At 27.3% G+C, this 25,833-nt stretch carries 20 protein-coding genes and 3 tRNA genes; 17 read left to right on the forward strand and 6 right to left on the reverse strand.

The genetic code is table 11. The features are described from left to right. Positions 1 to 16: 16 nt before the first annotated feature. Positions 17 to 577 carry a translation initiation factor IF-3 gene (gene infC, locus QIA46_RS00925; protein WP_002556788.1) on the reverse strand — a complete coding sequence of 187 codons (561 nt, stop codon included), beginning with the start codon at positions 575 to 577 and terminating at the stop codon, positions 17 to 19. Positions 578 to 781: 204 nt separating this feature from the next. On the opposite strand from infC, the gene QIA46_RS00930 reads away from it, so the two are divergent. Both QIA46_RS00930 and QIA46_RS00935 read left to right on the forward strand, forming a co-directional pair. Then, entirely contained in the window at positions 782 to 1,435 is a 654-nt protein-coding gene (locus QIA46_RS00930) for a hypothetical protein (protein WP_317268120.1), read from the forward strand. Between the two features lies 1 nt (position 1,436). Then, entirely contained in the window at positions 1,437 to 2,177 is a 741-nt protein-coding gene (locus tag QIA46_RS00935) for a hypothetical protein (protein ID WP_317268121.1), read from the forward strand. 12 nt (positions 2,178 to 2,189) lie between these two features. On the opposite strand, the gene QIA46_RS00940 is transcribed toward QIA46_RS00935, so the two are convergent. Both QIA46_RS00940 and QIA46_RS00945 read right to left on the reverse strand, forming a co-directional pair. Then, entirely contained in the window at positions 2,190 to 2,999 is an 810-nt protein-coding gene (locus tag QIA46_RS00940) for a TatD family hydrolase (protein ID WP_317268122.1), read from the reverse strand. Beyond that, positions 2,996 to 4,135 (reverse strand): tetratricopeptide repeat protein, encoded by a 1,140-nt coding sequence (locus tag QIA46_RS00945; protein ID WP_317260074.1) that lies wholly within the window; start codon positions 4,133 to 4,135, stop codon positions 2,996 to 2,998. The genes QIA46_RS00940 and QIA46_RS00945 overlap by 4 nt, the downstream gene beginning before the upstream one ends. A 335-nt stretch (positions 4,136 to 4,470) precedes the next feature. On the opposite strand from QIA46_RS00945, the gene prfA reads away from it, so the two are divergent. Genes prfA through QIA46_RS00965 form a run of 4 tightly spaced genes read left to right on the forward strand, consistent with a single transcriptional unit; the run spans position 4,471 to position 10,621 of the window. Then, positions 4,471 to 5,544: a peptide chain release factor 1 gene (gene prfA / locus QIA46_RS00950; RefSeq protein ID WP_317268123.1), complete on the forward strand. Its 1,074-nt coding sequence runs from the start codon at positions 4,471 to 4,473 to the stop codon at positions 5,542 to 5,544. Between the two features lie 2 nt (positions 5,545 to 5,546). Then, complete coding sequence (prmC, locus tag QIA46_RS00955) at positions 5,547 to 6,407, forward strand: peptide chain release factor N(5)-glutamine methyltransferase (RefSeq protein ID WP_317268124.1); 861 nt, start codon at positions 5,547 to 5,549, stop codon at positions 6,405 to 6,407. Further along, positions 6,364 to 8,367 (forward strand): guanosine-3',5'-bis(diphosphate) 3'-pyrophosphohydrolase, encoded by a 2,004-nt coding sequence (gene spoT, locus QIA46_RS00960; RefSeq protein WP_301341376.1) that lies wholly within the window; start codon positions 6,364 to 6,366, stop codon positions 8,365 to 8,367. The genes prmC and spoT overlap by 44 nt, the downstream gene beginning before the upstream one ends. Beyond that, on the forward strand, positions 8,357 to 10,621 hold the full coding sequence (locus QIA46_RS00965; protein WP_317268125.1) for a hypothetical protein: 2,265 nt from the start codon (positions 8,357 to 8,359) through the stop codon (positions 10,619 to 10,621). The genes spoT and QIA46_RS00965 overlap by 11 nt, the downstream gene beginning before the upstream one ends. On the opposite strand, the gene QIA46_RS00970 is transcribed toward QIA46_RS00965, so the two are convergent. Both QIA46_RS00970 and QIA46_RS00975 read right to left on the reverse strand, forming a co-directional pair. After that, entirely contained in the window at positions 10,618 to 11,703 is a 1,086-nt protein-coding gene (locus tag QIA46_RS00970) for a D-alanine--D-alanine ligase (protein WP_301341378.1), read from the reverse strand. The genes QIA46_RS00965 and QIA46_RS00970 overlap by 4 nt on opposite strands. A 1-nt stretch (position 11,704) precedes the next feature. After that, complete coding sequence (locus tag QIA46_RS00975; RefSeq protein ID WP_317268126.1) at positions 11,705 to 13,231, reverse strand: UDP-N-acetylmuramoyl-L-alanyl-D-glutamate--2,6-diaminopimelate ligase; 1,527 nt, start codon at positions 13,229 to 13,231, stop codon at positions 11,705 to 11,707. Between the two features lie 114 nt (positions 13,232 to 13,345). On the opposite strand from QIA46_RS00975, the gene QIA46_RS00980 reads away from it, so the two are divergent. From QIA46_RS00980 to QIA46_RS01010, 7 genes are all read left to right on the forward strand, one after another. Further along, positions 13,346 to 13,418 (forward strand) — tRNA-Cys (locus QIA46_RS00980). Positions 13,419 to 13,502: 84 nt separating this feature from the next. Then, positions 13,503 to 14,741: a hemolysin family protein gene (locus QIA46_RS00985; protein WP_317268127.1), complete on the forward strand. Its 1,239-nt coding sequence runs from the start codon at positions 13,503 to 13,505 to the stop codon at positions 14,739 to 14,741. Positions 14,742 to 14,789: 48 nt separating this feature from the next. Next, the gene (gene hflK, locus QIA46_RS00990; RefSeq protein WP_317268128.1) at positions 14,790 to 15,725 is read left to right on the forward strand and encodes an FtsH protease activity modulator HflK; all 936 of its coding nucleotides are present in this window, start codon (positions 14,790 to 14,792) and stop codon (positions 15,723 to 15,725) included. Next, entirely contained in the window at positions 15,726 to 16,697 is a 972-nt protein-coding gene (gene hflC, locus QIA46_RS00995) for a protease modulator HflC (protein ID WP_317268129.1), read from the forward strand. A gap of 205 nt (positions 16,698 to 16,902) precedes the next feature. Next, positions 16,903 to 16,975 (forward strand) — tRNA-Phe (locus tag QIA46_RS01000). Between the two features lie 22 nt (positions 16,976 to 16,997). Continuing rightward, positions 16,998 to 17,070 (forward strand) — tRNA-Phe (locus QIA46_RS01005). A 28-nt stretch (positions 17,071 to 17,098) separates the two neighbouring features. Then, positions 17,099 to 18,649, forward strand: coding sequence for an HD-GYP domain-containing protein (locus QIA46_RS01010; RefSeq protein WP_317268130.1), 1,551 nt, complete (start codon positions 17,099 to 17,101; stop codon positions 18,647 to 18,649). A 3-nt stretch (positions 18,650 to 18,652) separates the two neighbouring features. Here the strand turns inward: QIA46_RS01010 and rsmD are convergent, their stop codons facing one another. Continuing rightward, positions 18,653 to 19,222 (reverse strand): 16S rRNA (guanine(966)-N(2))-methyltransferase RsmD, encoded by a 570-nt coding sequence (rsmD, locus tag QIA46_RS01015; protein ID WP_317268131.1) that lies wholly within the window; start codon positions 19,220 to 19,222, stop codon positions 18,653 to 18,655. A gap of 52 nt (positions 19,223 to 19,274) precedes the next feature. Between rsmD and QIA46_RS01020 the strand changes: the two genes are divergently transcribed. The 4 genes from QIA46_RS01020 to QIA46_RS01035 are packed head-to-tail and all read left to right on the forward strand — an operon-like array spanning position 19,275 to position 25,827. Next, complete coding sequence (locus QIA46_RS01020) at positions 19,275 to 20,111, forward strand: UTP--glucose-1-phosphate uridylyltransferase (protein ID WP_317268132.1); 837 nt, start codon at positions 19,275 to 19,277, stop codon at positions 20,109 to 20,111. Then, positions 20,098 to 21,843: a BB_0208 family protein gene (locus QIA46_RS01025; protein WP_317268133.1), complete on the forward strand. Its 1,746-nt coding sequence runs from the start codon at positions 20,098 to 20,100 to the stop codon at positions 21,841 to 21,843. The genes QIA46_RS01020 and QIA46_RS01025 overlap by 14 nt, the downstream gene beginning before the upstream one ends. Positions 21,844 to 21,869: 26 nt before the next feature. Continuing rightward, on the forward strand, positions 21,870 to 22,637 hold the full coding sequence (locus QIA46_RS01030; RefSeq protein WP_014023460.1) for a tetratricopeptide repeat protein: 768 nt from the start codon (positions 21,870 to 21,872) through the stop codon (positions 22,635 to 22,637). After that, positions 22,630 to 25,827, forward strand: coding sequence for a tetratricopeptide repeat protein (locus QIA46_RS01035; protein ID WP_317268134.1), 3,198 nt, complete (start codon positions 22,630 to 22,632; stop codon positions 25,825 to 25,827). The genes QIA46_RS01030 and QIA46_RS01035 overlap by 8 nt, the downstream gene beginning before the upstream one ends. The last annotated feature ends 6 nt before the right edge of the window (positions 25,828 to 25,833 follow it).

Raw genomic sequence — 25,833 nt, forward strand, 5'->3', positions numbered from 1 at the left:
CCCTTTAATTTAATATTTATTTTTTAAACTTGGGCGCTACAATCAAAAACATTGTTTTGCCTTCCATTTTAGCCGCAGATTCCAAAACATAATTCACATCCCCTACTTTTTCAAGAATGCTATTCAAGATGCCATATCCTAAATATGTGTGAGCAAGTTCACGACCTCTAAATCTTATTGTAACTTTAACCTTATTTCCATCTTTTAGAAAACCTAAAATGTTTTTTGATTTAAAATCAAGGTCATGAGCATCTATCTTGGGCTGCATTCTGACTTCCTTAAGCTTAATTACTTTTTGATTCTTCTTTTGCTCTTTTTGACGCTTTTCTTGATGGAATTTATATTTTCCATAATCAATAATCTTACAAACCGGAGGAGATACATTAGGAGAAACCTCAACCAAATCAAGTCCAGCTTCCTTTGCTTTTTTAATAGCATCTTCAATCGATAAAACTTCTTGTGTTCCATTTTCAAAAATAACTCTTACCTCACGAGCCTTGATTCTGTAATTAATTTTCAATTCCTTGTCATTTGATCTGGACCTATCCCTATCTCTATTGGCATTTCTATTTATCATTTAAAAAATATATACTCCTAAATCAATTAATAATTAATATTAATACTTAATTCTATTATACATTCACTAAAAAGTAAATTCTAAGAATAACGTTTACAAAAAGTAATAAAATTAAAAAAATTGATAAAACAAATATCCAAATCACACAAGTTTTTAATCAATCAATTGATTAAAAAAACGTTTAAAAGTAGAATTGTACTTACAATGAGTTTATTTTTATTAACAAGTCTACCGCTAATATTACAAATTTATATGGATATTAAGTTAAGACAAAGTCAAACAAAAAATATCCAAGCCCATGTTTTAGCAATATTTCTTGCAATAACAATGTTTTCTTTCCTTTATTTAACTCAGGAATTTATTCTATATAGATCATTTGAATTAGATTACACATCAAGAATAAGTCTGGGAATTTCAATATTTATCAAAGAACATTTATACTATTATATATTCCCACTATTAATATTTATATTTTTTTTTACTCTAAATGAAAATTCTTTATTTAAAAAAAATTTAACAATTCTTATATATTTCACATTTGGACTAATTTTTTCTAAAAACTTAGAAATAATAATTCTAAATAGCAAAATTTTTGGAGTCTATGAATATATTGAATTACCAATGCTTAATGCAATAGAGCTAATATTTTCAGCCACAATCTTTGAAAAGAAAATTAAAAACTACCAAAAATACTCGGCAAAAGAATACAAAATTATTCTTTCTCCTATTATATTTTTAGGATTATTTATTGCAATTTTAAAAACATTAATCCTAACCAATATGAGAATCTATGCACTAATAATACTTGGATTGGTTTTAATATCTATAGCTATTAATAATAAGTATACTAGGAAATAAAATGTCTGTCCTAAAAAAACTTGCTATAATAGCACTCTTAGCAATTTCAACACAAGGATGCAAAAAATATTCCATTACTGAAAAACAATTTAATTATTCAATAATTTTCTCAGATGCAACTGAATATTTTTTTGAAATTCAAAAAACTCCATTCATAAAAAACGAAATACTATTTATAAATGATAAAAATTTAGAAACTGTAAAAGACAAGCTTAAAACAACAAAAAAAATTCTATTAACGCACAAATCAAATAATGAAATACTAAATAACGAAATTCTAAAAGAAAAAATTTTTTATCTATCAAAAATAAAATTTTCTCTCAAAAAATCTATTGATTTTCTGCTCAACGAAAAATCAATAAACTTGCAAAAAACATTAATATTTAGAGACAAATCTCTAAATAGCGAAGACCTTGAATACTTGGAAAAAAAAGGCAAAGAAAAAAATGCTAATATTACCCTAATAAACGAAAAAAACATATCCTATATGCAAACATTTATTACTCCTCAAATAAACACAATAATATTATTCTCCTTAAGGGATAATAATATTATTTTAAAAAAAATATCAAATTCGCCCTTTTTCAAAAATATAAAATTTGTATTAATTGGCAATACAAGAAAAGACTTAAAAATCATTAAGCTACAATATATAATCACTCTTAAAGAGCCTGATTTAACAAAAATAGTAAAAGATATTGAAAGTAACTTCCAATATGAATTTAGCATTTACAAACAATAAAAATAATTAAATTTAATGCAACAATAAAAGATCTTTAAAACTATTGTATACTGCAATAGCAACATCATTAACAGGACAATTTTTAATCCTTGCAATCTCAAGACATACATATCCTAAAAACAAAGGTGAATTAATTTTACCTCTCAATGGTACTGGAGCTAAAAAAGGACTATCTGTTTCTATTAAAAGATCGTTGGTATTTAACTTGCCAACAAGAATCCTTAAAGATTGTGCATTTTTAAAAGTTATATTCCCAGAAAAAGAAACTTTAAATCCCAAATCAATAAATTTTTTAGCATGCTCATAAGTTCCTGAATAACAATGTAATATACCCCTATTTAAAAAATTTAAAGACCTTACAATATTATAGACATCATCATAGGCATCTCTTATATGCAAAATAACTGGCTTTTTATATTTATCAGCCAAATACAATTGCTCTTCAAAAACTTTAATTTGGAATTTCTTGTTATCTGCTTTAAAATAATCAAGGCCAATCTCGCCAACAGCAACAACATTTTCACTAATCAAAATTTTTTCAAGCTGTTTAATATCATCTTTAAAGTGATCACTTAAATTTAAAGGATGAATACCCGATGTTAAAAATACATTAGAAAAAGGACTTAAAAGATCTTTTCTATCATTAAAATCACTAGGATGCAAGCCGACATCAAGAAAATAAGAAAAGCCGTTTTTAAAACATTCATTAATAATGTAATTAACGTCCAAAGATCTTTTCTTTAATTCATAAAAATGAACATGGGTATCTATTAATTTATCAAAAAAAATAGATTTTTCAATTTCAAGTAAAGAGCCCGTCATTCCATTTTTTTCCTAAGAGCTGCAAGGTAGTCAATAACAACAATATTTTTCATACCAAGATGTAAAAAGCTTGACAAAATATCAATGGCATTCTCAATCTGCCCCAACGCTTCATAACATTCAGCAGCATTAACATACAATGCCGAATTTTTAGGATTATTTTTAATTAAACTTTTAATAGCTATTAATGCTTCTTCATATTTACCCTGATCCTTTTGAATAAGAGCAAGTCCAAGTATGGCAAACATATCAAAATCAACATCAAGAGCCTTTTTATAATAAATTTGAGAATTTTCATAATCATTCAAATAGCGATAAGCATCTCCTACTCTTGTAAGAACCAAATTATTTTTTGGATCTTTTTCGATAATATCAAGCCAATATTTTAAAGCCTCTTTGTACTCCTTATTCCCTCTATAACAATCGGCAAGTCCAAAAACAGCATAAAAATTACTAGGCGAAATTTCTAAAGCTTTTTTAAAAAAATAAATTCCTCTGGTAAATTCCCTTAGCTTGCGATAACAATTGCCAATTGAAGTTAATACTCTAACGTCAACTTTGGATTGATTTAATTCATACATTTTAAGCCAATACTTTAAAGCCTCTTTATATTCTTTAAAGTCATAATACAAATGACCAATACCTACAAGCGCATAATCATTCTCAGGCATTAATTCCATTACCTTAAGATAAGTTTGCTTAGATTTTTGAAAATTTTTTAGCTTCCTGTAAGATGCTGCAACTCTTGTTAAAACCGTTATATTCTCAGGATCATATTTTAAATATTCTTCCCATATGTCTGTGGCTTTTTTATAATTATCTAAATTTCTGTAACAATCTCCAAGTCCAAAAAGAGCATAATTATTGCTTGGATGCTTTACAAGACATTTTTGATAATAAACTATTGCTTTATCGTAATTATTCTTCTTCCTTTCAATGTCTCCAAGCCCAACAAGAGCATAATTATTCTCATTATCCTTTTCAAGGATATCAGAAAATAAACTTTCTGCTTCAGAAAGCCTTTCTTCTTTGATCAATTGATACCCTCTTTTTGATTTCTCAGTGACATCAAGAAGTTGATCATCAGAAATATTCGAGAGATCTTCTAAAGCATCCAAAATTTTTTCATTTAACATAAATACCCCTTTTAAATCGGTTTATCAAAGATATAACTTTAACTACCTCAAACACACCACAAATAATAATACGTAAAGCTCAATTTATATATAAATACAACAAAACCTAATCTAACTTTAATATCCAACTTAATAACATTCATTATATAAAAAAACATGAAAAAATATAATTGATTTTTATTAATCAAGATTATTCTATTTATTTCATGAAAGCAGTTTTGAAAAAATACTAAAATAAAACATAAACATAGACATCAACACAAAACTTATTAAAAAGTCTAACAAAAAAATCTAAAATTAATATAAACTATTACTATCTTTCAGGAGAAATCATAATGCTTTTAGAAAAATTAAATTCAGCAACAAGTAAGATTAAGTTGATAGAAGAAAAATTGCAAGATATAAATCTAATTAAAGATCAAAAAAAATATTCAAAAATAATAAAAGAATATACATATTTAGAAAAAATAAATACTAAAAAAATTGAATACGAGAAAATACTAAGCCAAATTAATGACAACAAAACCATCTTGGAAGAAGAAGATCAGCAAGAAATGAAAGAATTGATAAAACAAGAGCTAATTGATCTGGACAAAAAAAAAGAAGATCTTGAACATCAAATAAAAATACTACTTTTGCCTCAAGATGAAAATGATAGCAAAAACATAATAATTGAAATTAGGGCTGGAACAGGCGGAGAAGAAGCTGCTCTTTTTGCAAACAATCTTTATAGCATGTATATAAAATATTCAGAGAAAAAAAAATGGAAAACAGAAATAATAAACTTCAATGAAACAGAACTTGGGGGATTTAAAGAAATAATCTTTGAAATTAGGGGAAAAGATGTATTTAAAAAATTAAAATACGAAAGCGGTGTTCACAGAGTGCAAAGAATCCCAATAACAGAGTCTAGCGGAAGGCTTCAAACCTCGGCTGCTACTGTAGCAGTGCTACCCAATATTGAAGAAACTGAAATTGATATCAATGAAAAAGATTTAAGAATTGATGTTTACAGATCGTCTGGGGCTGGTGGGCAACACGTTAACACAACTGATTCCGCAGTCAGAATAACACATCTACCAACGGGAATTGTTGTACAGTGCCAAAATGAAAGAAGTCAACATAAAAACAAAGATCAAGCAATGAAAATATTAAGAGCAAGGCTTTATGAATTTGAAGATTCCAAAAAACAAGAGCAAAGATCAAGCAACAGAAAACAACAAGTCGGCTCAGGAGATAGATCTGAAAGAATTAGGACCTATAATTTTCCTCAAAATAGAATAACAGATCATAGAGCAAACATCACTCTTTATAAATTAGAAGAATTTATGCAAGGAGAACTTGATCCACTTCTTGATCCCTTGATGATAGAACTTCAAGAACAAACATTAAAAAGCAGCAATATCTAGCAATGAATATAAACGAGGTTATAAATTATGCTAAAAGTAAAAATTTAGATACAATAGAAGCGCTACTAATACTTGAATTAATTTTAAAAACTAGAAAAGAATTAATAATTGCAAATATAAAAAAAAGCTTAACAAAAAAAGAAAAAAAACTTTTTTTTGATCAAATAGATAAAATAAAAAAAGGAACCCCTATTCACTACATACTTCAAAAGAAAGAATTTATGGGAATTGAATTTGACCTAAACAAGCATGTATTAATCCCAAGATTTGATACAGAATGTTTGGTTGAAGAGGCCTTAATTCAAATTCAACAAAATAGATTTAAAAAAATATTAGACTTATGCTGCGGTAGTGGGTGCATAGGGCTTTCTATCGCCTATTACATGAGAGAAAAAGTAATACTCTCAGACATTTCAACAAAAGCTTTACAAATAGTCGCAAAAAATACAAAAAAGCTCAAACTTGAAAAATTTGTAGAAATAATTCACTCTAATTTGTTAAAATGTATAAAGGGAAAGCTTGATATAATTATTACAAATCCTCCTTATTTAAACAAAGAAGAATTAGAAATAAAAAATAAAATAATAAAAGAGCCCACAAAAGCTCTTTTGGGATTCGGAAAAGATGGGCTTAATATTTCTCGAAAAATATTAAGCCAAGCAAAAGAAAAGCTTAGTCCAAACGGACTCATAATAATAGAATCGGCTCCTTGGCAAATAAAAAGTTTGAAAGATTTTGCAATCAAAAAAGGATTTTCACATTTAAAAACAATTTACGATCTTGAAAAGAGAGCAAGAGCACTAATATTAGGACAAAGGGATGATACAAGCATACGAGATTGCACACTTAATAAAGATAAATGATCTTGAAAAAGCTAAAAATATTTTTAAAAAAACTGTTGAGAATACTTACAAAGATGAATTTGAACGAAAAAGCATATTCAAAGCTCTAGAAATAGCAGAACAACTTCACTATGGTCAATACAGAGAAAGTGGAGAGCCTTACATTATTCATCCAATAATGGTTTCATTATTTCTTGCCAAATTTCAACTAGACTTTAAAGCAACTATTGCTGGACTGCTGCATGACGTACTTGAAGATACAAACATCGAAAAAGAAGAAATAGTAAAAGAATTTGACGAGGAAATTTTAAGCCTAATCGACGGAGTAACTAAAATTCATGATTTACATAATAAAACAAGAAGCATAAAAGAGGCTAATACTATCTCAAAAATGTTTTTTGCAATGACACATGACATTAGAATAATAATAATAAAACTGGCAGACAAGCTTCATAATATGACAACACTCTCTTATTTACCCAAAAACAGACAAGACAGGATTGCAAAAGATTGCCTTTCAACTTATGTTCCAATAGCAGAACGCCTTGGAATATCATCTCTTAAAACATATCTTGAGGATCTTTCATTTAAGCATCTTTATCCTAAAGATTATAAAGAAATAAAAAATTTTTTATCTGAAACAAAAATAGAAAGAGAAAAAAAATTATACAAAGGCAAATTATCAATAGAAAAAGAACTTCAAAAAAGCGGAATTGAAGCAGAAATTACAGTAAGATCAAAACACTTTTACTCAATATTTAGAAAAATGCAAACAAGAACAAATAAGCTTACTCAAATTTTTGATACTCTAGGAATAAGAATAATTTGCAAAAAACAAAAAGAATGTTATGAAATATTAGAAATTGTTCACCGAGTGTGGAAACCAATTCCGGGAAGACTTAAAGACTACATTGCAAGTCCAAAAGAAAATAAATATCAATCACTACACACTACTGTAAGAATACCTGAGGACAACCAGCTTATTGAAATACAAATTCGAACAGAAGAAATGGACAGAATTGCTAATTATGGGGTTGCGGCCCACTGGATATACAAAGAACAAATCGCACTTAAGGCTGACGATCTTTCATTTATAAACCGAATAAAAAAATGGCAACAAGAATCGGCCAACAAAAGCCAATATTCAATGAATGACATACATAAAGAATTGTTAAATACATTCATATATGTTTACACCCCAGAAGGAGAAGTAGTAGAACTTCCCTTTGGATCAAATTCAATTGATTTTGCATACATAATCCACACAGATATTGGAGATCAAGCTCTTTATGCAAAAATAAATGGAAAAATAAGCTCAATCACAAAACCACTTAAAAACGAACAAATTGTTGAAATATTCACGTCAAAAGATTCAAAACCAGATGTAATATGGCTAAACAGTGTGCGAACAAAAAAAGCTCGATCAAAAATTAGATCGTGGCTTAACAAAAATGACAACACAATTTTTGTAGATAACAATATTATTGCGTATCTTGTTGGAGCAAACAAAGAGCAAAGAAAGCTTTTTAGCTTGTTTAAAGCTTATACCAAAACCAAAATAAAAAGAATTGCAATAGACCCCGAATGCAGCCCAACAACAGGTGAAGATATTATTGGAATAATACATAAAGACGAAATAATAGTGCACAATGAAAATTGTCAAAAGCTTAAATCTTATAAAAAAACACAACTGATTGAAGTTGAGTGGGAAGCAACGCCAACTCGGAAAGTGCATCACATTATCTTACTCTTAAAAGAACTTAAAGGGATATTTAGCTATCTTGAAAACATTTTCACACTCAATGATGTAAGACTTATTAGCGAAAAAATAGAAGACTGCGGCAATGGTCATGGAATAACAAATATAATAGTTTCATCAAACACTAAAAATATAACAAAAATTATTTCTGCTTTAAAAGAAAATCCAAATATCTTACAAATAATGCAAATAGAAGAAGATATTAAAAATTATGATAATTAGCATATTGTTATCATTATTATTGCTTGGCTCAACAGGCTCCACTATTGTGCCAAATAAAACGGAAAAAAATGTATTCAATTCAAGCAATAATACTACAAACATAGAAACTGAAAAGAGAATAAAAACGCATATTAGAAAAATTCATCAACTAAATGAAAGACAAGAAAAAATAATAAATACTTTTAATTATATAAAAAAATATTTTAATACAAATGAAGTTAAATATATGGAATATTCTTTACAAGAAATTGGATTTATTGGGTATTCACAAAAAATAATACATTCTAAAATCAAAGGGAACAACATAAATACTTATAATATAATCGTTCCAATTAAAATACAAAATAATTTAAAAAATAATTTAGCAATTGGAATTGCAATTGAGCTATTGCATAAACTTAAAAATACTAACCCTGAAAACAACATAAATTTTTTTTTTGTTGAGGATGATTCTTTAGAAGAAAATACAATAATTAGTAGCAGAATTTTACTTAGCAACAAGTATTTAGGAAAAAATACAAATACAATATACCTAATGTTAAACGAAAATAAAATAAAAAATAAAATTTACTTAGAAAATGAATCTTTCGTAACAAATTCAAAAACAAATTTAGGATTTTTAAAAGCCATTATAAAAACCTTTGAAAAAAATAAAATTGATTTTAACACATCAAAAATAACTGAAAAAAAAATAAACACTTTATATAATTTATATCGTGATGAATCTATACCCCTTTTAATAATAAATAATAATTTAAATCCTATATTAACTGGAAATAAAAATACTATTTTTGAAATTTACAAATCAATCGAAGAAGCATTGACCAGTGAATACAAAAGTAAAAATACCAATGAAGTACACTATATTGTAATTGATACGCCTTTTAAAAAAATAATAATTAATGAAATTGCTTTAATAGCATTAATCTACATTTGCTATAACTTAATTATAATTGTATTTATTAGAAAATATAAAGAAGCTGGACTAGTTATGAAAAAAGTAAAAAATAATTACTACAAATTAGTAAGATTGTTTTTTACTTTATTTTTAAGCACTTATTTATCCTTATTGCTTACAAATAAAATATTTGCGAGCTATGAAAACACAGTGGCTTACAGCATAACAAATCCCAAATATCTAATAACTTTTTTTGCAACTTTACTCATACATAATCTTTTGTCTCTTTTTACATATAATTTCACAATATATTTAAATTACAGACAACTTAAATACCTGGCAATATCAACTTCTATTATTGAACTAATAATATTAATGTTTGTTAAAATAGAATTTATCTTAATAGTTATCATAAAAAGCATTTTATTGTTAATAAAACCAAATAAAAATACTATTATTCGAAAAATAATGGTATTAATCATTTGGATAATCAATTTTGTATTAATAACATTAATACAAAATACTACATCAATCAAAAATACGCTCACACTAAGCTATTTAATATCAATTTGTCTTTTTTCTACCATATTTATTAATATCTCAGAACATTTAAAATCCAAACTTCCAAAAATTAAACAAAATTTAAAAAAAGCTGAAAAACTTGGACTTGCAACTTTTTTTTTAATAACCGCAATCATAATATCTAGCAATATTGATAAAGAAGAGCATGCAATACAAATAGAACAAACAGTTAACTTTCCAGAAAAAATAAATAAAATAAAAATTGAATATCCAAAAGGCAATAAACATCCTATTCAAATAATTTCAAATGACTTTAACCTAACTTTACAAGCAAACGAAAAAACATTAAAAACTAACATTGAAGCTAATGATGAGTTAATAAATATTGATTTTAAAAAAATAGATATAGCAGAAAGAGCTGTTTATAGTATCGATTTGGTTACTCAAAAACTTGCAAATCAAATCGAGCTGCATTTTAAAAACGCATCTAAACTAATAGTTTATCAAAGCAATACTCCTTATAAAATATTAGCTAATAAAATTATTTTTTCACTTAAAAACATTAACTCTAAAAAAACAACAATTGCATTTACTCTCAAATCTCAAGACGACATAGCATATGAAGCATTTGCAAATATTCATATTAAAAAAAATCAAGTTAAAATTTACAATAAAGCTAACAATAAAGAAATAAAAAATATAAAAATAAATTACTCTTACAAAATAAAATATTCAGGAATATTGCCTAAAGCAGCAAAATATAAAAATCTTGAATACTTCAAACTAAAAGATGATAAAGAAATTGAAAATCTAAAAAATTTAAAATTAAATTAATCTTCAAAATTAATCCTTTTTTTCCTATTAATGTAACTTTGAAAAGCATAATCGATTAAATTATCCACCAGGTCTTTAAACTGAAGACCGTCATGACTGCACATTTTAGCAAACATAGATATATCGGTAAATCCTGGAATAGTATTTATTTCATTAAGATAAATAGTTCCTGTTTTTTTTTCAACAAAAAAATCAACTCTTGCCATACCTCTGAGTTCTAGATTCTTATAAGCAAGAAATGCATATTCTTTAATGCTTAACAACTGATTTGTCTCAAGATGTGCAGGAATATTAAAAATAATAGAATTTCCGGGAATAACAGAATATTTAGCATCATAATCATAAAATATAAAATCTTGCACAACAACTTCCCCGGGAGAAAATATTTTCATCTTTTCATTCCCAATAATAGAACATTCGATCTCTCTAACCTCAATAAACTTCTCTATTACAATGGTAAGGTCATACTTTAAAGCCTCTTTAATAAAAGATTCAATTTGATTTTCACTGTAAGCTACATTTATTCCAATTGAAGACCCTAATACTGCAGGCTTAACAATAACAGGATATCCTAAAACCTCCTTTATGTTTCTTTTTACGTCCTCTTTATCTAAAAAATAATCATGTTGTCTAAATCCAATAAAAGGAACCAACGGAATATCAAAACTTTTAAGCAAAAGTTTGCAAAAATACTTATTACTAGAAATAGCACTCCCTATAATACCAGCGCCAACACAAGGAATATCCATGACTTTTAAAACTCCCTGAATAGCACCATCTTCACCGGTTCTTCCATGGACAACGGGGAAAACAACATCAATCTCAAGGTTTTTGTTATTTGAAAAAATTCCAAGCCCTGGCAATAAACTAACAGTGGGTAAAACATCTATATTAATGGACTTTGGGGGATCAGAAACAGAATCTAATAAATACCAAATACCTGTACATTTATCAATATAAACGGGATAAATATTGTATTTATTTAGATCCAAAAGGGCTAAATAAATGCTATAAGCAGATTTGCAAGAAATTTCATGCTCAAAAGAAACGCCACCAAATATTAACATAAGATTTTTCTTCACATCACTTCTCCTTTTCTGATTTTTTTAAACTTAAAATAGCATTTTTAACTACCTCTTGTTCATTCCAAAAAACTTCTCTATTTTTATAAATTATTGAACTTTCATGCCCTTTGCCCAAAGTCACAACCAAATCTCCTGCCCTTGCAAGACTTATTGCTTTTTCAATAGCCTGCTTTCTATCAGGAATAAAAAATAAATCTTGATTTATAACTTTATTAACAATTCCTTTTGCAATGTCTTTAATTATACACATACTATTCTCGCCTCTTGGATCTTCATCGCAAAGTACTATTAAATCAGAATAAATATCTGCAATTTGCCCTTGCAAAAATCTTTTCTCAACATCTCTTTCTCCCGCAGAGCCAAAAACAGAAATCAATCTATTAGCAGCAAATCTTTTAAAAATAGGAAAAAGTTTAGAAAAAGCACCAGGGGTATGAGCATAATCAATTATTACAGAAAAATTTTGACCTAAGTTAATACTATCCATGCGCCCATCAAGACTTTTAATGCAAATAAGCTTATCAACAATGTCTTGAATATCGCTATTTAAAATTTGAGAAACTAAAATAAGAGCAGCCATTACATTCTCAACATTAAAACTCCCAAGCAGATTAACATTAGCAAAATATTTAATCCCCTTGTGATAAAATTCAAACCTGGTAGAATTAGTTTTTTCATCAATAAAACTGACAAAAAAATCTGCTTTACTACTTTTTAAGCTATAAGTAAAAGATTTCTTAACAGCATTCTTAAAATCAGAAGAATAAACGTCATCAAAATTAACAACCCCAAAACCAGAAGCATCACTAACAGACCGAAAAAGACCCAGCTTGACATTCAAATAATTTTGAATTGTTCCATGAAACTCAAGATGTTCATGTCCAATATTGGTAAAAACAACTGCAAAATAATTAACATCGATAAGCCTTGCTGTTTCAAGGTCAAGTCCATGAGAAGTAGATTCAAGAATTGCATATTGAGCTTCATTTTTAACCATGTTACTTAAAAATGAATGTATTTCTGTAGACTCAGGAGTTGATTGTCTGTAGGGATTTTTAATCAAACTCCCACTCCCATCATCAAAAAATACCGTCGATATAAACCCTACTTTAACGCCCTTTTTTTTTAAAAGCAGATATATATAATAACAAACAGAACTTTTCCCGTCAGTGCCAGTAACTCCAATAACTTTTAATTTTTTTGAAGGTTCATCATAAAAAATATTTGAAAAATTAGACATAAATTTTCTTATGTTACAATCATCTACCTTGATATAAGTAACATTAGGACTGTAAAAATCCACATCCCTTGAACACACAATAACATTGCTGCCCTTTTGAATTGCGATTTCAATAAAATCATGCCCATCAAAATGAATTCCTGGAAGAGCAAAAAACACAAACCTGGGCAAAACCAATTTAGAACTATAAGTAACTCCCGATATTTCTAAATCAAGAGAACCTTTTACACATTTTATTAAATCTTGATTTAACTTTAATAAAACTTCATTAAGTTTTTTATTCATACATTAAAATTTTACATAAAACTAATAAAAATAGCTAAGAAATTCAAAATTATGCTTCAATAGAAAATATATTTACAATTTTCTATTTTTTTAATAAACTAAGCAATGTTACAAGGCGCTGTACCCAAGTGGCTAAGGGAGAAGTCTGCAAAACTTTGATTCGCCGGTTCGATTCCGGTCAGCGCCTTTTAAGGTCAAGTCAAAAATATTTTTACACTTAAGAGCATAACTTAAAGCATTTTTATTAAAGATAAATTAAAATAATACATATATGTTAGAATTAATCGTAATACTACTATTTATAATATTGTCTGCTATTTTCTCAGCATCTGAAACAGCTTATACTTCATTAAGTATAATTCAGATACAAGACATAAGAAAAAAAGGAAAATCGGGAATTTCGGTGTACAATTTGGTTCAATCTCCTTCAAAATTAATTACTACTATTCTTATAGGCAACAATATATCAAATATTGTGGCAAGTACGCTTACAACAAAATTTGTACTTGAAAAATATGGAAACAGCGCACTTGCAATATCAACAGGCCTAATAACAATAATCGTTCTAATTTTTGCAGAAATACTTCCAAAACAAATTGCAATTCTAAATAATGAAATCATTGCTCTGTCTACTTCATTTTTTTTAACACCATTAATTTTTATATTTACTCCACTAATATATGTAATAAACAAAATAATAAAAAAAATATTAAATCTCTTTAAAGGCAAAGCTAACTATCAAATGACTAAAGAGAGCATAAAAAATATGCTCTCTTTAGCAGGAAGTTTAGGAATTTTAAACAACGACTCTAGAATATTTATGCAAAAAATGTTAGACATAGATCAAGTAAGAGCTTCTGAGATCATGACTCACAGAACAGAAGTTTTTTCACTCTCAAGTTCATCAAAACTAAAAGATGTAATCAAATTGATCAAAGAAGAAGGATACTCTAGAATCCCTATATACAAAGGACAAAGCAGAGAACAGATAATTGGTATTTTAATAGCTAAAGACCTCATAGAAGTAAGTAAAAAAGATATGAATAAAAACGTTTCTCAATTTATTAAGCCTGCTGTATTTGTACAACAAAACAAAAGAATAAAAGACATACTAGACATTATGAGAAAAAAACAAAAAATAATGGCAATAGTAATAGATGAGTATGGCGGTTTTTCAGGAATACTTACAATAGAAGACATTGTAGAAAAAATTTTTGGAGCAATATCTGACGAATACGACATTAAAGAGGAAAAACCCCTGATTACTCAAATTGGCGACAATACTTACTCAATACTTGGAGAAACTACTTTTGACGAGATTGAAGAGACAATTGGAATATCTATTAAGCATAAAGAATATACAAATACAATTGGGGGATACTTAATAGACCTACTTGACAAAATACCAACAAAAAACGAAACCGTAAAAACAAATGATGGAGAATATTTTATTAAGGAAATTCAGAATAATAAAATCGAAACAATAACTTTTATCAAATCCAAAAAGTAGTGACAAAATTCGCTTACTAAAAGCAATTTAAAACATTAGGAGAAGCAAATGTTTGACATAAAAAAAATTTTTAACAAAACTTACGAATATTTAATAATTATTATTACTTTAATACTAATATCAATAATAGTTATTGCAAACATATTCATAGTAGGGCCATCAGAAGAAGCAATTGTACTTCGCCTTGGCAAGCTTAACAGAACTCTTGATTCTGGGATACATGTCAAGATTCCATTAATTGAAGAAAAATTTATCGTACCCGTAAAAATAGTCCAGGAAATTAAATTTGGATTTCTAATATCTCCAAGCGATATTAGAGAAAATGATAATACAAGCGACGAAGGTAGGATTATTACCGGAGATTTAAATATCATAAACATTGAGTGGTTAGTGCAATACAAAATAAGAGATCCTTATTCATTCAAGTTTAAAGTAGAAGATCCTGAGACAACAATTAAAGATATTGCAAAGTCATCAATGAATAGATTGATTGGGGATAATACTATTTTTGAAATAATAAATGACAACCGGGTGGGAGTAACAGAAGGTGTAAAATCTTCTATGAATGAAATAATAGACAATTATAATTTAGGAATTGACGTGGTGCAAGTACAAATTAGAAATGCTCTGCCCCCAAAAGGAAAGGTTTACGAGGCTTTTGAAGATGTAAACATTGCCATTCAAGATAAAAATAAATACATAAACGAAGGAAAAAAAGAATTTAATCAAATAGTTCCCAAAATTAAAGGTGAAGCATTAAAGGTTATTGAAGAAGCCAGAGGATACAAAGAAAGCAGAATAAACAATGCATTAGCAGATACAGAAATTTTTAATGCCATACTAGACGCTTACTTAAAAAATCCCGACATTACAAAAGAAAGACTTTACAATGAAACCATGAAAGAAATACTTGAAAACAAAGATAATATTGAATTAATTGACAAAAACTTCAAAAATTTTCTACCATTTAAAGAGGTAAAATAAATGAAATTTATAATAAATCTTTTATTATCTACTGCAAAAATTATAATCTTTACAGTAATAGTTTGTTTGGCTATTTTGTCTATTTTTCAACCAATGTATATTTTGAAAGAAAATGAAATTTCAATAACCACTCGACTTGGAAAAATTCAAAGAACCGAAAGTTTAGCCGGACTTAAATATAAAATCCCATTAATTGAAAATGTACAAATATTTCCCAAAATCATTCTTAGATGGGATGGAGAACCCCAAAGAATCCCAACAGGGGGTGAAGAAAAACAATTAATATGGATTGATACAACTGCTAGATGGAAAATTGCAGACATAAATAAATTTTATACAACAATAAAAACAATGAGTAGAGCTTACATTAGAATTGACGCAGCAATTGAACCTGCTGTTAGAGGAGTTATTGCAAAATATCCTTTGCTTGAAATTATAAGAAGCTCAAATGATCCTATTCAACGTTTGTCTAATGGAGTGCTCACCCCACAAGAAACAAAAATTAACGGAATTTATAAAATAACAAAAGGAAGAAAGATAATCGAAAAAGAAATAATTCATATAGCAAACAACAATACTAAAGATATTGGAATTGAAATTGTAGACGTACTAATAAGAAAAGTTACTTATGATCCAAGCCTTATTGAATCTGTAAACAACAGAATGATTTCAGAAAGACAACAAATCGCAGAAGAACAAAGAAGCATAGGATTGGCTGAAAAAACAGAAATTCTTGGAAGCATAGAAAAAGAAAAGCTAAAAATATTAAGCGAAGCAAAAGCCACTGCTGCCAAAATAAAAGCTGAAGGAGATCGAGAAGCTGCAAAAATTTATTCAAATGCATACGGTAAAAATGTTGAATTTTACAAATTCTGGCAAGCATTGGAAAGTTATAAAGCAGTATTAAAAGATAACAGAAAAATTTTCTCAACAGATATGGATTTCTTTAAATATCTTCACAAAAGAAATTGAAAGTTTATTAGTATAAATTTTTTCTTTAAATACCTGTAAAATATAAATTCTGTTATTATAAATTAAATTTTTAGAATTGCTCATTTTAAAACCCCAAAGCTAGCTATAAATCATTTTTTTAGCAATATATCCAAAAGTTAAAATTTGAGAAAAGAGTTGACAAACATATATACTTATGAAAAAATTAAGGTACTAGAATAAAAATGCTGCTGTAGCTCAGTTGGTAGAGCATAGGACTGAAAATCCTTGTGTCAGGAGTTCGATTCTCCTCGGCAGCATACATTTATTTAAATTGCAATTGTTGCTGTAGCTCAGTTGGTAGAGCATAGGACTGAAAATCCTTGTGTCAGGAGTTCGATTCTCCTCGGCGACATTTATTTAAAGATTAAAAGGATCTCAAAGTGATACTTAAAGAAATAAAGCAAATAAAAGATCTAAACGAACAAGACATAATTTTTGCAAGAATAGGAAACTTATCAAAACTTGGCACAAGAGTAAATGAAAAAATCATTAAAATACTTTCCAAAGGCAATACACCATACATTCCTGTAATTAAAAAAGAAGAAGATGAATCATATGAAAACCTGATAAAAAAAATAAATGAAAAAATTTTAAATGATGATCTTAACTATTTAAGAGAAAAGTTAATAGATAATCTAAAAGATGTATATAAGCCTTTTAAAGAAGACGACCCAATATTTATTACCAAGAGCAAAAAACCACTTATGAAAATAAATACATTAATGGAGGCTGAGCCTAATCAAATTTATTGGAAAGAAATATTGGAAGGGAGCTTTAAAATACTTCCAAGGCATAAAATAATATCTTTACAAAAAATTTTATTAGAAATATATCATTATTTTGATGTTCAAAAACTTAGAACAAAAGAAAATCTTAAAGATAAAAAAACTTTAAAAAAATTATATTTATATTCTGCTAGAAGAGATTATGAATTTTTTAAAGGAAAAGTCAAAACAGAAGGTGACTCAATACTGCTACATTCGGTCGATACAACAATTTACTTTCTAATTACAATTGCAAATTTAAACAAAATAAGGTCTTTGAAAAATGCACCTCGTTCAACTATCAAATTTTTTCTTGATAAAACTGAATATACCGAATTTACAGAATTTTTTTATGCAGAAGACATGATACTACAAGCCGCACTTGGATCGCTATTACACTCAATAGGATTAATGCATATAACGATATTAGAAAATATAGGGAATAAAATAAGCCTTAAAGACAAAAATTTTAAAGAACAGCACAAGTTAAAAATAGAACACTTGGAAAAAAATATTAACATTGCTAAAAATTTGTTTAGAATGCGGGAAGATATTTCAGCTATTACAAAAATGATAATCAATGGACAAAAAGACTACCTTGATGCTACCGGACATCCACAGCTAAAAATCAACAAATTTATTCATGAACTTGTTAGAATTTTTTGCATAGTAGATACTTACGACGAATTAGTAAATCCAATAATAATAAAAGAAAGCACTAACCCCTTAGAGGCTGTTAAATTCCTAATAGAAAATAGTGGAAAATACTACTGGAGCAGAAAAGAGCCAAACGAACAAACAAAAAACAAAAAATTTGACATTAACATGCTAGAAAATTTTTTAACAATACTTGCACCTTTTGATTATGGGCAAATAGTAGATGTAACCAAAAAAAATAATAATGAAAATCTTTTTCAAGCTGCTGTTATTGAATACAAAATGGGCATTACACCGAATTTATCTATAATAAACAAAAAAACTCAAACTTACAAAATAGAAGAAATAATAATGGATCTTGAGAACAAAGAAATTTTAATAAAAGATGCAAACGGAAATTATAAAAAAAATTCGTTAAAAAATGTGGACGATTTTATAATAAAAAACAGCATTCCAGAATTAAATAAAAATGAAATTCAACTCATTCTCTTTAATTATGGGAAAAAATAAATCCTACAATATTCTCAAAAAAATAAGTTTTGATCCTCCATACCTTTTTAAATTATAAATTGAAAATTTTGACGTATTTATCTCCAAATCTTCACCAGAAGGATAATGCATAATGATACTAACTTTATCATTTAAAATTTTACCTTTTAAAATAATCTCAAGCAAATTAACCTTATTTTTATAATTAAAAGGGGGATCAAGGTAAATAAAATCATAAAAAAGATCTTTTTTACCCAAAAAATCCTCTGCACTTTGAAAAAAGAATTTATAAAATTCCTCAACAAAACTAAAATTCTTAACTAATGTATTTTTAATTTTTCTATCACATTCAACAAGATGAGCAAGACTGGCCCCTCTGCTAAGAGCTTCAATAGACATTATGCCGGTCCCTGCAAAAACATCCAAAAATTTTGAGTTAATAATATCCTTGAAAATAATAGAAAAAAAGGCTTCTCTAACAAGAGACATAACGGGACGAACAGAACCATTCTTGGGAAACAAAATTTTTTTACCTTTATATTTACCCGAACTTACATACATAAATAAAAATTTTAAAACAATTTTAAAAAACAATGAATATATAAAATTAAATTTTTGCTATAATCTTATTTCAAGAGAGAGAAATATGAAAGGCATTATTCTGGCGGCTGGGTATGGTACAAGATTTTTACCAATAACAAAAACAATTCCAAAAGAAATGCTACCAATTTTAAACAAACCGGCCATAGATTATATTATTCAAGAATTTATCGATTCAGGAATAAAAGACATTTTATTAATAAGTTCAAGACGAAAAAAAGTTCTTGAAGATTATTTTGACAGAGAAATTGAACTTGAAAATATTTTTTTAAAAGAAAATAAAAAAGATGAATTAGATAAGATTAAAAACAAAAAAATTAACATAGGCTTCATAAGGCAAAAAGAAATGCTAGGCACAGGAAATGCTCTGCTTTATGCAAAACCCTGGATAAATAGAGAACCTGTAATTGTAGCTTATCCTGATGATCTTTACATTGGAAATTCACCATTAAGCTTACAATTGATTAATCTTCATGAAAAAACTGGAAAGAACATAATATCTATCATTGAAAATCCAGAAAATATAAATAGATACGGTGTAATAGAACTCTACAAAGACGAAATTCATGTAAAAAACATTGTTGAAAAACCAAAAATTGGAAGTGAACCTAGCAATAAAGCATCTATTGGGAGATTTTTGTACAATTATGAGTTTTTTGAACATTTAGAAGAAGGATTTAAGCTACACCAAAAAGGTGAATACTACCACATTTATGCTTTAAAAAAGCTAATGGATCAAAAAAAAGTATTATATAAAAATATTGAAGGAAAAAGAATTGACATAGGAACTCTTGAAGGTTATCTAGAGGCAATAATAAATTCTGCCAAAAAAGATAAAAATTTAATGGAAATTATAAAAAAAGGAATAAATGAAAACGATTAAAAAGGATTCAGAATTTTATGATTCCCTTGCCACATTAAAAAAGTATATAAATAAATACATAGAAGAAAAAGTTTTAAAATATAGTATTTCTTCCCAGCTTTACAAATTAAAAAAATCTGAAATAATTGAACTTATAAAAATTAGCAATGATTACGAAAAAGAAAAAAATGAATTAAATGCTTCACTTGAAGAATACTACTACAAAAAAACTCAAAATGAAATCATTAAAAAATGGATATTAGAAATAGTAAGAAGCAAAAATTTCGCTCAAATAAGCAAAGAAGCCAATCTCAACACCAAAAAACTAGGAACAACATATAAACTAAAATCTAGCAACTTTTTAAAACTGATTGAAATACAAAATAACCCTTATTATTCTCAAGAAAAAAAAGACATTTACAAGCAAATTATATTAAATTTTTCCAGCAATATTAACATTGACAACCTAGAACGAACAATAGACATTCTGGTAGCTGTAAGAAACAAAAATAAAAATAAAATATTAAATATTTTAAATAAAAATTTAAAATATAAACCGGAAAATCAAAAAGTTTTTAAATCAAGCTTAACCAATAAAGAAAGTAGACTAATAAAATTAAAAAGAATGCTAATACTTACATATTGGCCGGTTGGGTGTTTGAGTAAAAACATTTTTATTAAAATTTTAATAAAACATTATAAATACTTGGAAGAAGAAATTCTAGCACTAAAATACAATGAAATTTTAAACTACTTGCGAGCACTAAAAACTTTAAGTCTTAATGAAATTTTTTATAAGGGTTCGAGTAAAAATATTAACTTCAATTACTTTTTCAGCGATTTTACTCAATACTCTCCAAGGGATTTTCAAGACACATTAAAGTGTTATTTATATGTAATTGAAAAAACAATAACAAAAAAATATTTAACTTGGTTTTTCAAAGACAAAATATCTAACAATTGGGAATCTTTCATAGATGCACTTGAATACATTGAAAAACACAAATTAATCAACATAAAAGAAAAAATAAAAGAAATTATAACTGCAAAATTTCAAACAGAAGATTTTTTTATATCTTTTGACAAAACAAATTTCAACCCCTACGAAAGCTCAATCTTTAAAGAGAGATACATTAAAAGCGCATTTTTAGAAATTATTATGCATTATGTCAAAAAAATTTCTCATAATATAGAAACTTATGGATGGATTGCATTCTATATTTATGCTGACAAAAAGGATAAAAAAATTTTTTGTCAACGCATGAAAGAATTTTTCAAATCCAAAACCTTTGAAATACAAAATCAAATATTTGTATATTTTCTATCTTTTTATCCAAATATTGAAAATAAGCATTTCAAATTTATATCTGACATACTACTCTACCTTGACGAAAATAAAATTACAATACCTAAAAAAATAATAAAAATACAAAAAATAAATTCCAACCAACTAGATTACCAAAAATCATATATTTTAATAAAATCACTAAAAACAAGATCAAGAATTTTAAAAATTATTCTCAAAAATATAAGATTTGATCTTATTGAAACATTGGAAGATGAAAATGAGAAAAAATTATTCCCTGCAATATGCTATTTAATATATTATGAGAATCTGGTAGAATTTATAAGCAATAGAAAGATAAAATCTAATGAAAAAAATAGTTTATTAGAATTTATTTATTTTTTCAAAACAAAATTGAAGCAAAAAATAAATTTTAAAAAAGAACTTATGAAATCTAAAGACATTTAATCTAAATTAAGTATAATGGGAAAAGAATGAGGATTTATTTATTTTTAAATAAAAATTGCAAGATTTTTATTGTATTTTTAATTTTAATATTTAATTCAAAACTAGCATATTCTCAAAGACTAATTAGAATTGGCAAAGAAGAGATGAAAAACAAAAATTATATTCAAGCAATCGAAACACTAAGCGATGCTATTAAAAAATATCCAAAAGTACAACTAGGCTATTACTTTTTATCAATAGCATACAGAGAAAATAACCAACTAACAGAAGCAGAAGGAGCATTGCTTGATGGAATTGCGGTAGGAGGTGAAATCGATTACATACTATATTATGAATTAGGCAACATAATGTTTAACAGAGGAGAAGGTTACTATCCTTTAGCAATAAAATATTATTCTAATTCCATTAAAAGCAGGCCTAATTATGACAGCGCACTACTAAACAGAGCTAACGCCTATGTTCAACAAGGCAAAATAACATCTAAAGAAAAAGAATACCAAAAGGCTTGGGATTCTTATACTATGGCTATCCACGACTACTCGCAATTTATTACCCTTAGATCAAAAACAGAAAAAAAAGACAGCATTTTACTTTTAATAAGTTATTTAAGAAATGAAAAAATTAATCTTGAAAAACTTGACAAAAGCTTAAAAGGACGAACCGAGCATATTGTATACGCGAAAGAAGATAAAAATCAAATACTTAAAGATAGTTTTAAAGACAACCTAGAAACAAATTCTTTAATTGAGCTAGAAAAACTTAATTGGCAAGAGGAGTTATACATAGATGAATAAAAAACATACAAATTTTTCGGTATTATTGCTTTTAATTTTCTTACTTATCCTATCATTTGGGGGTTTTGGTTACTATATATATCAAAGCAAATTAAATGACAAAAATCGAGAAATAATGCTAAACGAAGTTAAAAATAGCGTAATAGATCGAAACTATAAAAAAGCATATTCTGTTGCAAAACTTCTGCAAGAAAAATACCCCAAAAATGAAGACATTACAATGCTTACAAATACACTAGCAGAAATTGCCAACAGCAGTCCTTTTGAATCAAACGAATTACAAAGGGACTCTGCAAATCAAATCTTAGACAAAATCAAAGGCCAAGACAATACAAAAACAAATGTAAACGAAAATTTTGATATAGCATTTAACAATAGATACATCAAAGACAGCACAATAACAGAAAATTACTCTGACAGAAACGATGATATTGGCATTGAAGATGAAGACATATCTGAATTTAAAAAAAGCAAAATCCCAGAAAAAATATACCCAAATACAAACCCAAAAGAAGAAGATCAATCAACACAATCTCCAAATTCCAAATTAAGCGTTAATGATCAAAAAAATTTATTTAATTTGGAAAAACTAAAAAAAAACTTAAGTGAAAAATCACATAGTGAAAATATTTTAAACAGCTCTCAAAAAATAGAAAATGATACGCAAAACACAAATTCTTTCAAAGAACAAACTTCAGAGAATATTTTAAAAACTCCAGACAACAGAAAATACTCAAACAATAGTAATGCTACAACTTTGAAAAAAAATCCTTCAAATTCCCAAAAAGAAAGTGAACTTTCTCCACCCAGTCAAACAATAATAGGGGAAATTCATAGGCCATATAGTTACTTAATAAAAAAAGAACTCTACGAAATATTAGACGATATTAATACCGGCAGAGTCACACTTGGGAAAAACAGATTAAAAGAATTAATTAAAAAAGGCCTAAGCAATAAATTTCAAAAAGTAAATGAGTTGATTGAAAGTCTAAAAAATAAAGAAGCCTCAAATTTACTATTAACCCTAATAAAAAAAGACATTGAACCAAATTTAATTAATATACCAAAAGAACCTTACAAGAAAGAAATTTTTCAATTAAATAAAAAAGACAAGAAACCCCAGCGCTTAGAGGATCTTAAGTCTAAGGTTTATTCAATAAAGCCCGTTGATCTTGAAAACACAAAAACACGTCAACAAGCAATTAACGATCTAAATGAATTCTTAAAAAACAATCCTAACGACACCCATGCCTCTAAAACTTTAGCTCAAGCTAATAAAATACAACATCTGGAGAACCTTAAATCTAAAGTTTATTCAATAAAGCCCGTTGATCTTGAAAACACAAAAACACGTCAACAAGCAATTAACGATCTAAATGAATTCTTAAAAAACAATCCTAACGACACCCATGCCTCTAAAACTTTAGCTCAAGCTAATAAAATACAACACATGGGGGATCTTAAATCTAAAGTTTATTCAATAAAACCCGTTGATCTTGAAAACACAAAAACACGTCAACAAGCAATTAACGATCTAAATGAATTCCTGAAAAACAATCCTAATGACACCCATGCCTCTAAAACTTTAGCTCAAGCTAATAAAATACAACACATGGGGGACCTTAAATCTAAAGTTTATTCAATAAAATCCGTTGATCTTGAAAACACAAAAACACGTCAACAAGCAATTAACGATCTAAATGAATTCCTGAAAAACAATCCTAATGACACCCATGCCTCTAAAACTTTAGCTCAAGCTAATAAAATACAACACATGGAGGACCTTAAATCTAAAGTTTATTCAATAAAATCCGTTGATCTTGAAAACACAAAAACACGTCAACAAGCAATTAACGATCTAAACGAATTCTTAAAAAACAATCCTAATGACACCCATGCCTCTAAAACTTTAGCTCAAGCTAATAAAATACAACACATGGAGGACCTTAAATCTAAAGTTTATTCAATAAAATCCGTTGATCTTGAAAACACAAAAACACGTCAACAAGCAATTAACGATCTAAACGAATTCTTAAAAAACAATCCTAATGACACCCATGCCTCTAAAACTTTAGCTCAAGCTTATGAAAACAATGGAGATTTGCTAAAAGCAGAAAATGTATACGAAAAAATTACCAAACTCACAAATACCCAAGAAGATCACTATAAACTCGGAATCATTAGATTCAAGCTTAAAAAGTATGAAAACTCAATAGCATCATTTGATCAAACAATAAAGCTCGACCCAAAACATAAAAAAGCACATAATAACAAAGGAATAGCTTTAATGATGCTAAATAAAAACAAAAAAGCAATAGAATCTTTTGAGAAAGCAATACAAATTGATAAAAATTATGGCACTGCCTACTACCAAAAAGGAATAGCAGAAGAAAAAAATGGCGATATGCAACAAGCATTTACAAGCTTTAAAAATGCCTACAATCTCGACAAAAAACCTAATTATGCATTAAAAGCTGGAATAGTCTCAAACAACTTAGGCAACTTCAAACAAAGTGAAGAATATTTAAATTTTTTCAATGCCAATGCAAAAAAACCTAACGAAATTGCTATTTACAACCTGTCAATATCAAAATTTGGAAACAATAAACTTGAAGAATCTCTTGAAATAATAAACAAAGCCATCGATTTAAATCCAGAAAAAAGTGAATATTTATATTTAAAAGCATCTATAAATCTTAAAAAAGGAAATTACCAAAATGCTATATCGCTTTACAACTTGGTAATTGAAAAAAACCCCGAAAATACTTCAGCTTATATAAACCTAGCAAAAGCATACGAAAAATCGGGAAATAAAAGTCAAGCAATCTCAACTCTTGAAAAGATAATAAACAAAAATAATAAATTAGCCTTAAACAATCTGGGGATACTTTACAAAAAAGAAAAAAATTATCAAAAAGCAATTGAAATTTTTGAAAAAGCTATAACCAATTCAGATATTGAAGCAAAATATAATCTTGCAACCACTCTAATTGAAATTAATGATAATGCAAGAGCCAAAGACCTTCTAAGAGAATATACAAAATTAAAACCAAACAATCCAGAAGCCTTACATGCACTAGGAATAATAGAATATAATGAAAATAACAATGATCAAACATTAAGAGAACTTATAAAAAAATTTCCAAATTACAAAAAAAATGAAAATATTAAAAAAATAATAGGAATATAAATTTCA

This window comes from Borreliella carolinensis (assembly GCF_032595855.2).
Lineage (GTDB): Bacteria > Spirochaetota > Spirochaetia > Borreliales > Borreliaceae > Borreliella > Borreliella carolinensis.

Bases quoted from the DNA above. Each gene is read 5' to 3' on its own strand.
- prmC (WP_317268124.1), top strand. From the start codon at position 5,547: ATGAATATAAACGAGGTTATAAATTATGCTAAAAGTAAAAATTTAGAT.
- hflK (WP_317268128.1), top strand. From the start codon at position 14,790: ATGTTTGACATAAAAAAAATTTTTAACAAAACTTACGAATATTTAATA.
- QIA46_RS00930 (WP_317268120.1), top strand. From the start codon at position 782: ATGAGTTTATTTTTATTAACAAGTCTACCGCTAATATTACAAATTTAT.
- QIA46_RS00975 (WP_317268126.1), bottom strand. From the start codon at position 13,231: ATGAATAAAAAACTTAATGAAGTTTTATTAAAGTTAAATCAAGATTTA.
- QIA46_RS00965 (WP_317268125.1), top strand. From the start codon at position 8,357: ATGATAATTAGCATATTGTTATCATTATTATTGCTTGGCTCAACAGGC.
- QIA46_RS00985 (WP_317268127.1), top strand. From the start codon at position 13,503: ATGTTAGAATTAATCGTAATACTACTATTTATAATATTGTCTGCTATT.
- QIA46_RS01035 (WP_317268134.1), top strand. From the start codon at position 22,630: ATGAATAAAAAACATACAAATTTTTCGGTATTATTGCTTTTAATTTTC.
- QIA46_RS00945 (WP_317260074.1), bottom strand. From the start codon at position 4,135: ATGTTAAATGAAAAAATTTTGGATGCTTTAGAAGATCTCTCGAATATT.
- QIA46_RS01020 (WP_317268132.1), top strand. From the start codon at position 19,275: ATGAAAGGCATTATTCTGGCGGCTGGGTATGGTACAAGATTTTTACCA.
- QIA46_RS00940 (WP_317268122.1), bottom strand. From the start codon at position 2,999: ATGACGGGCTCTTTACTTGAAATTGAAAAATCTATTTTTTTTGATAAA.
- hflC (WP_317268129.1), top strand. From the start codon at position 15,726: ATGAAATTTATAATAAATCTTTTATTATCTACTGCAAAAATTATAATC.
- QIA46_RS01025 (WP_317268133.1), top strand. From the start codon at position 20,098: ATGAAAACGATTAAAAAGGATTCAGAATTTTATGATTCCCTTGCCACA.
- spoT (WP_301341376.1), top strand. From the start codon at position 6,364: ATGATACAAGCATACGAGATTGCACACTTAATAAAGATAAATGATCTT.
- infC (WP_002556788.1), bottom strand. From the start codon at position 577: ATGATAAATAGAAATGCCAATAGAGATAGGGATAGGTCCAGATCAAAT.
- QIA46_RS01030 (WP_014023460.1), top strand. From the start codon at position 21,870: ATGAGGATTTATTTATTTTTAAATAAAAATTGCAAGATTTTTATTGTA.
- QIA46_RS00935 (WP_317268121.1), top strand. From the start codon at position 1,437: ATGTCTGTCCTAAAAAAACTTGCTATAATAGCACTCTTAGCAATTTCA.
- prfA (WP_317268123.1), top strand. From the start codon at position 4,471: ATGCTTTTAGAAAAATTAAATTCAGCAACAAGTAAGATTAAGTTGATA.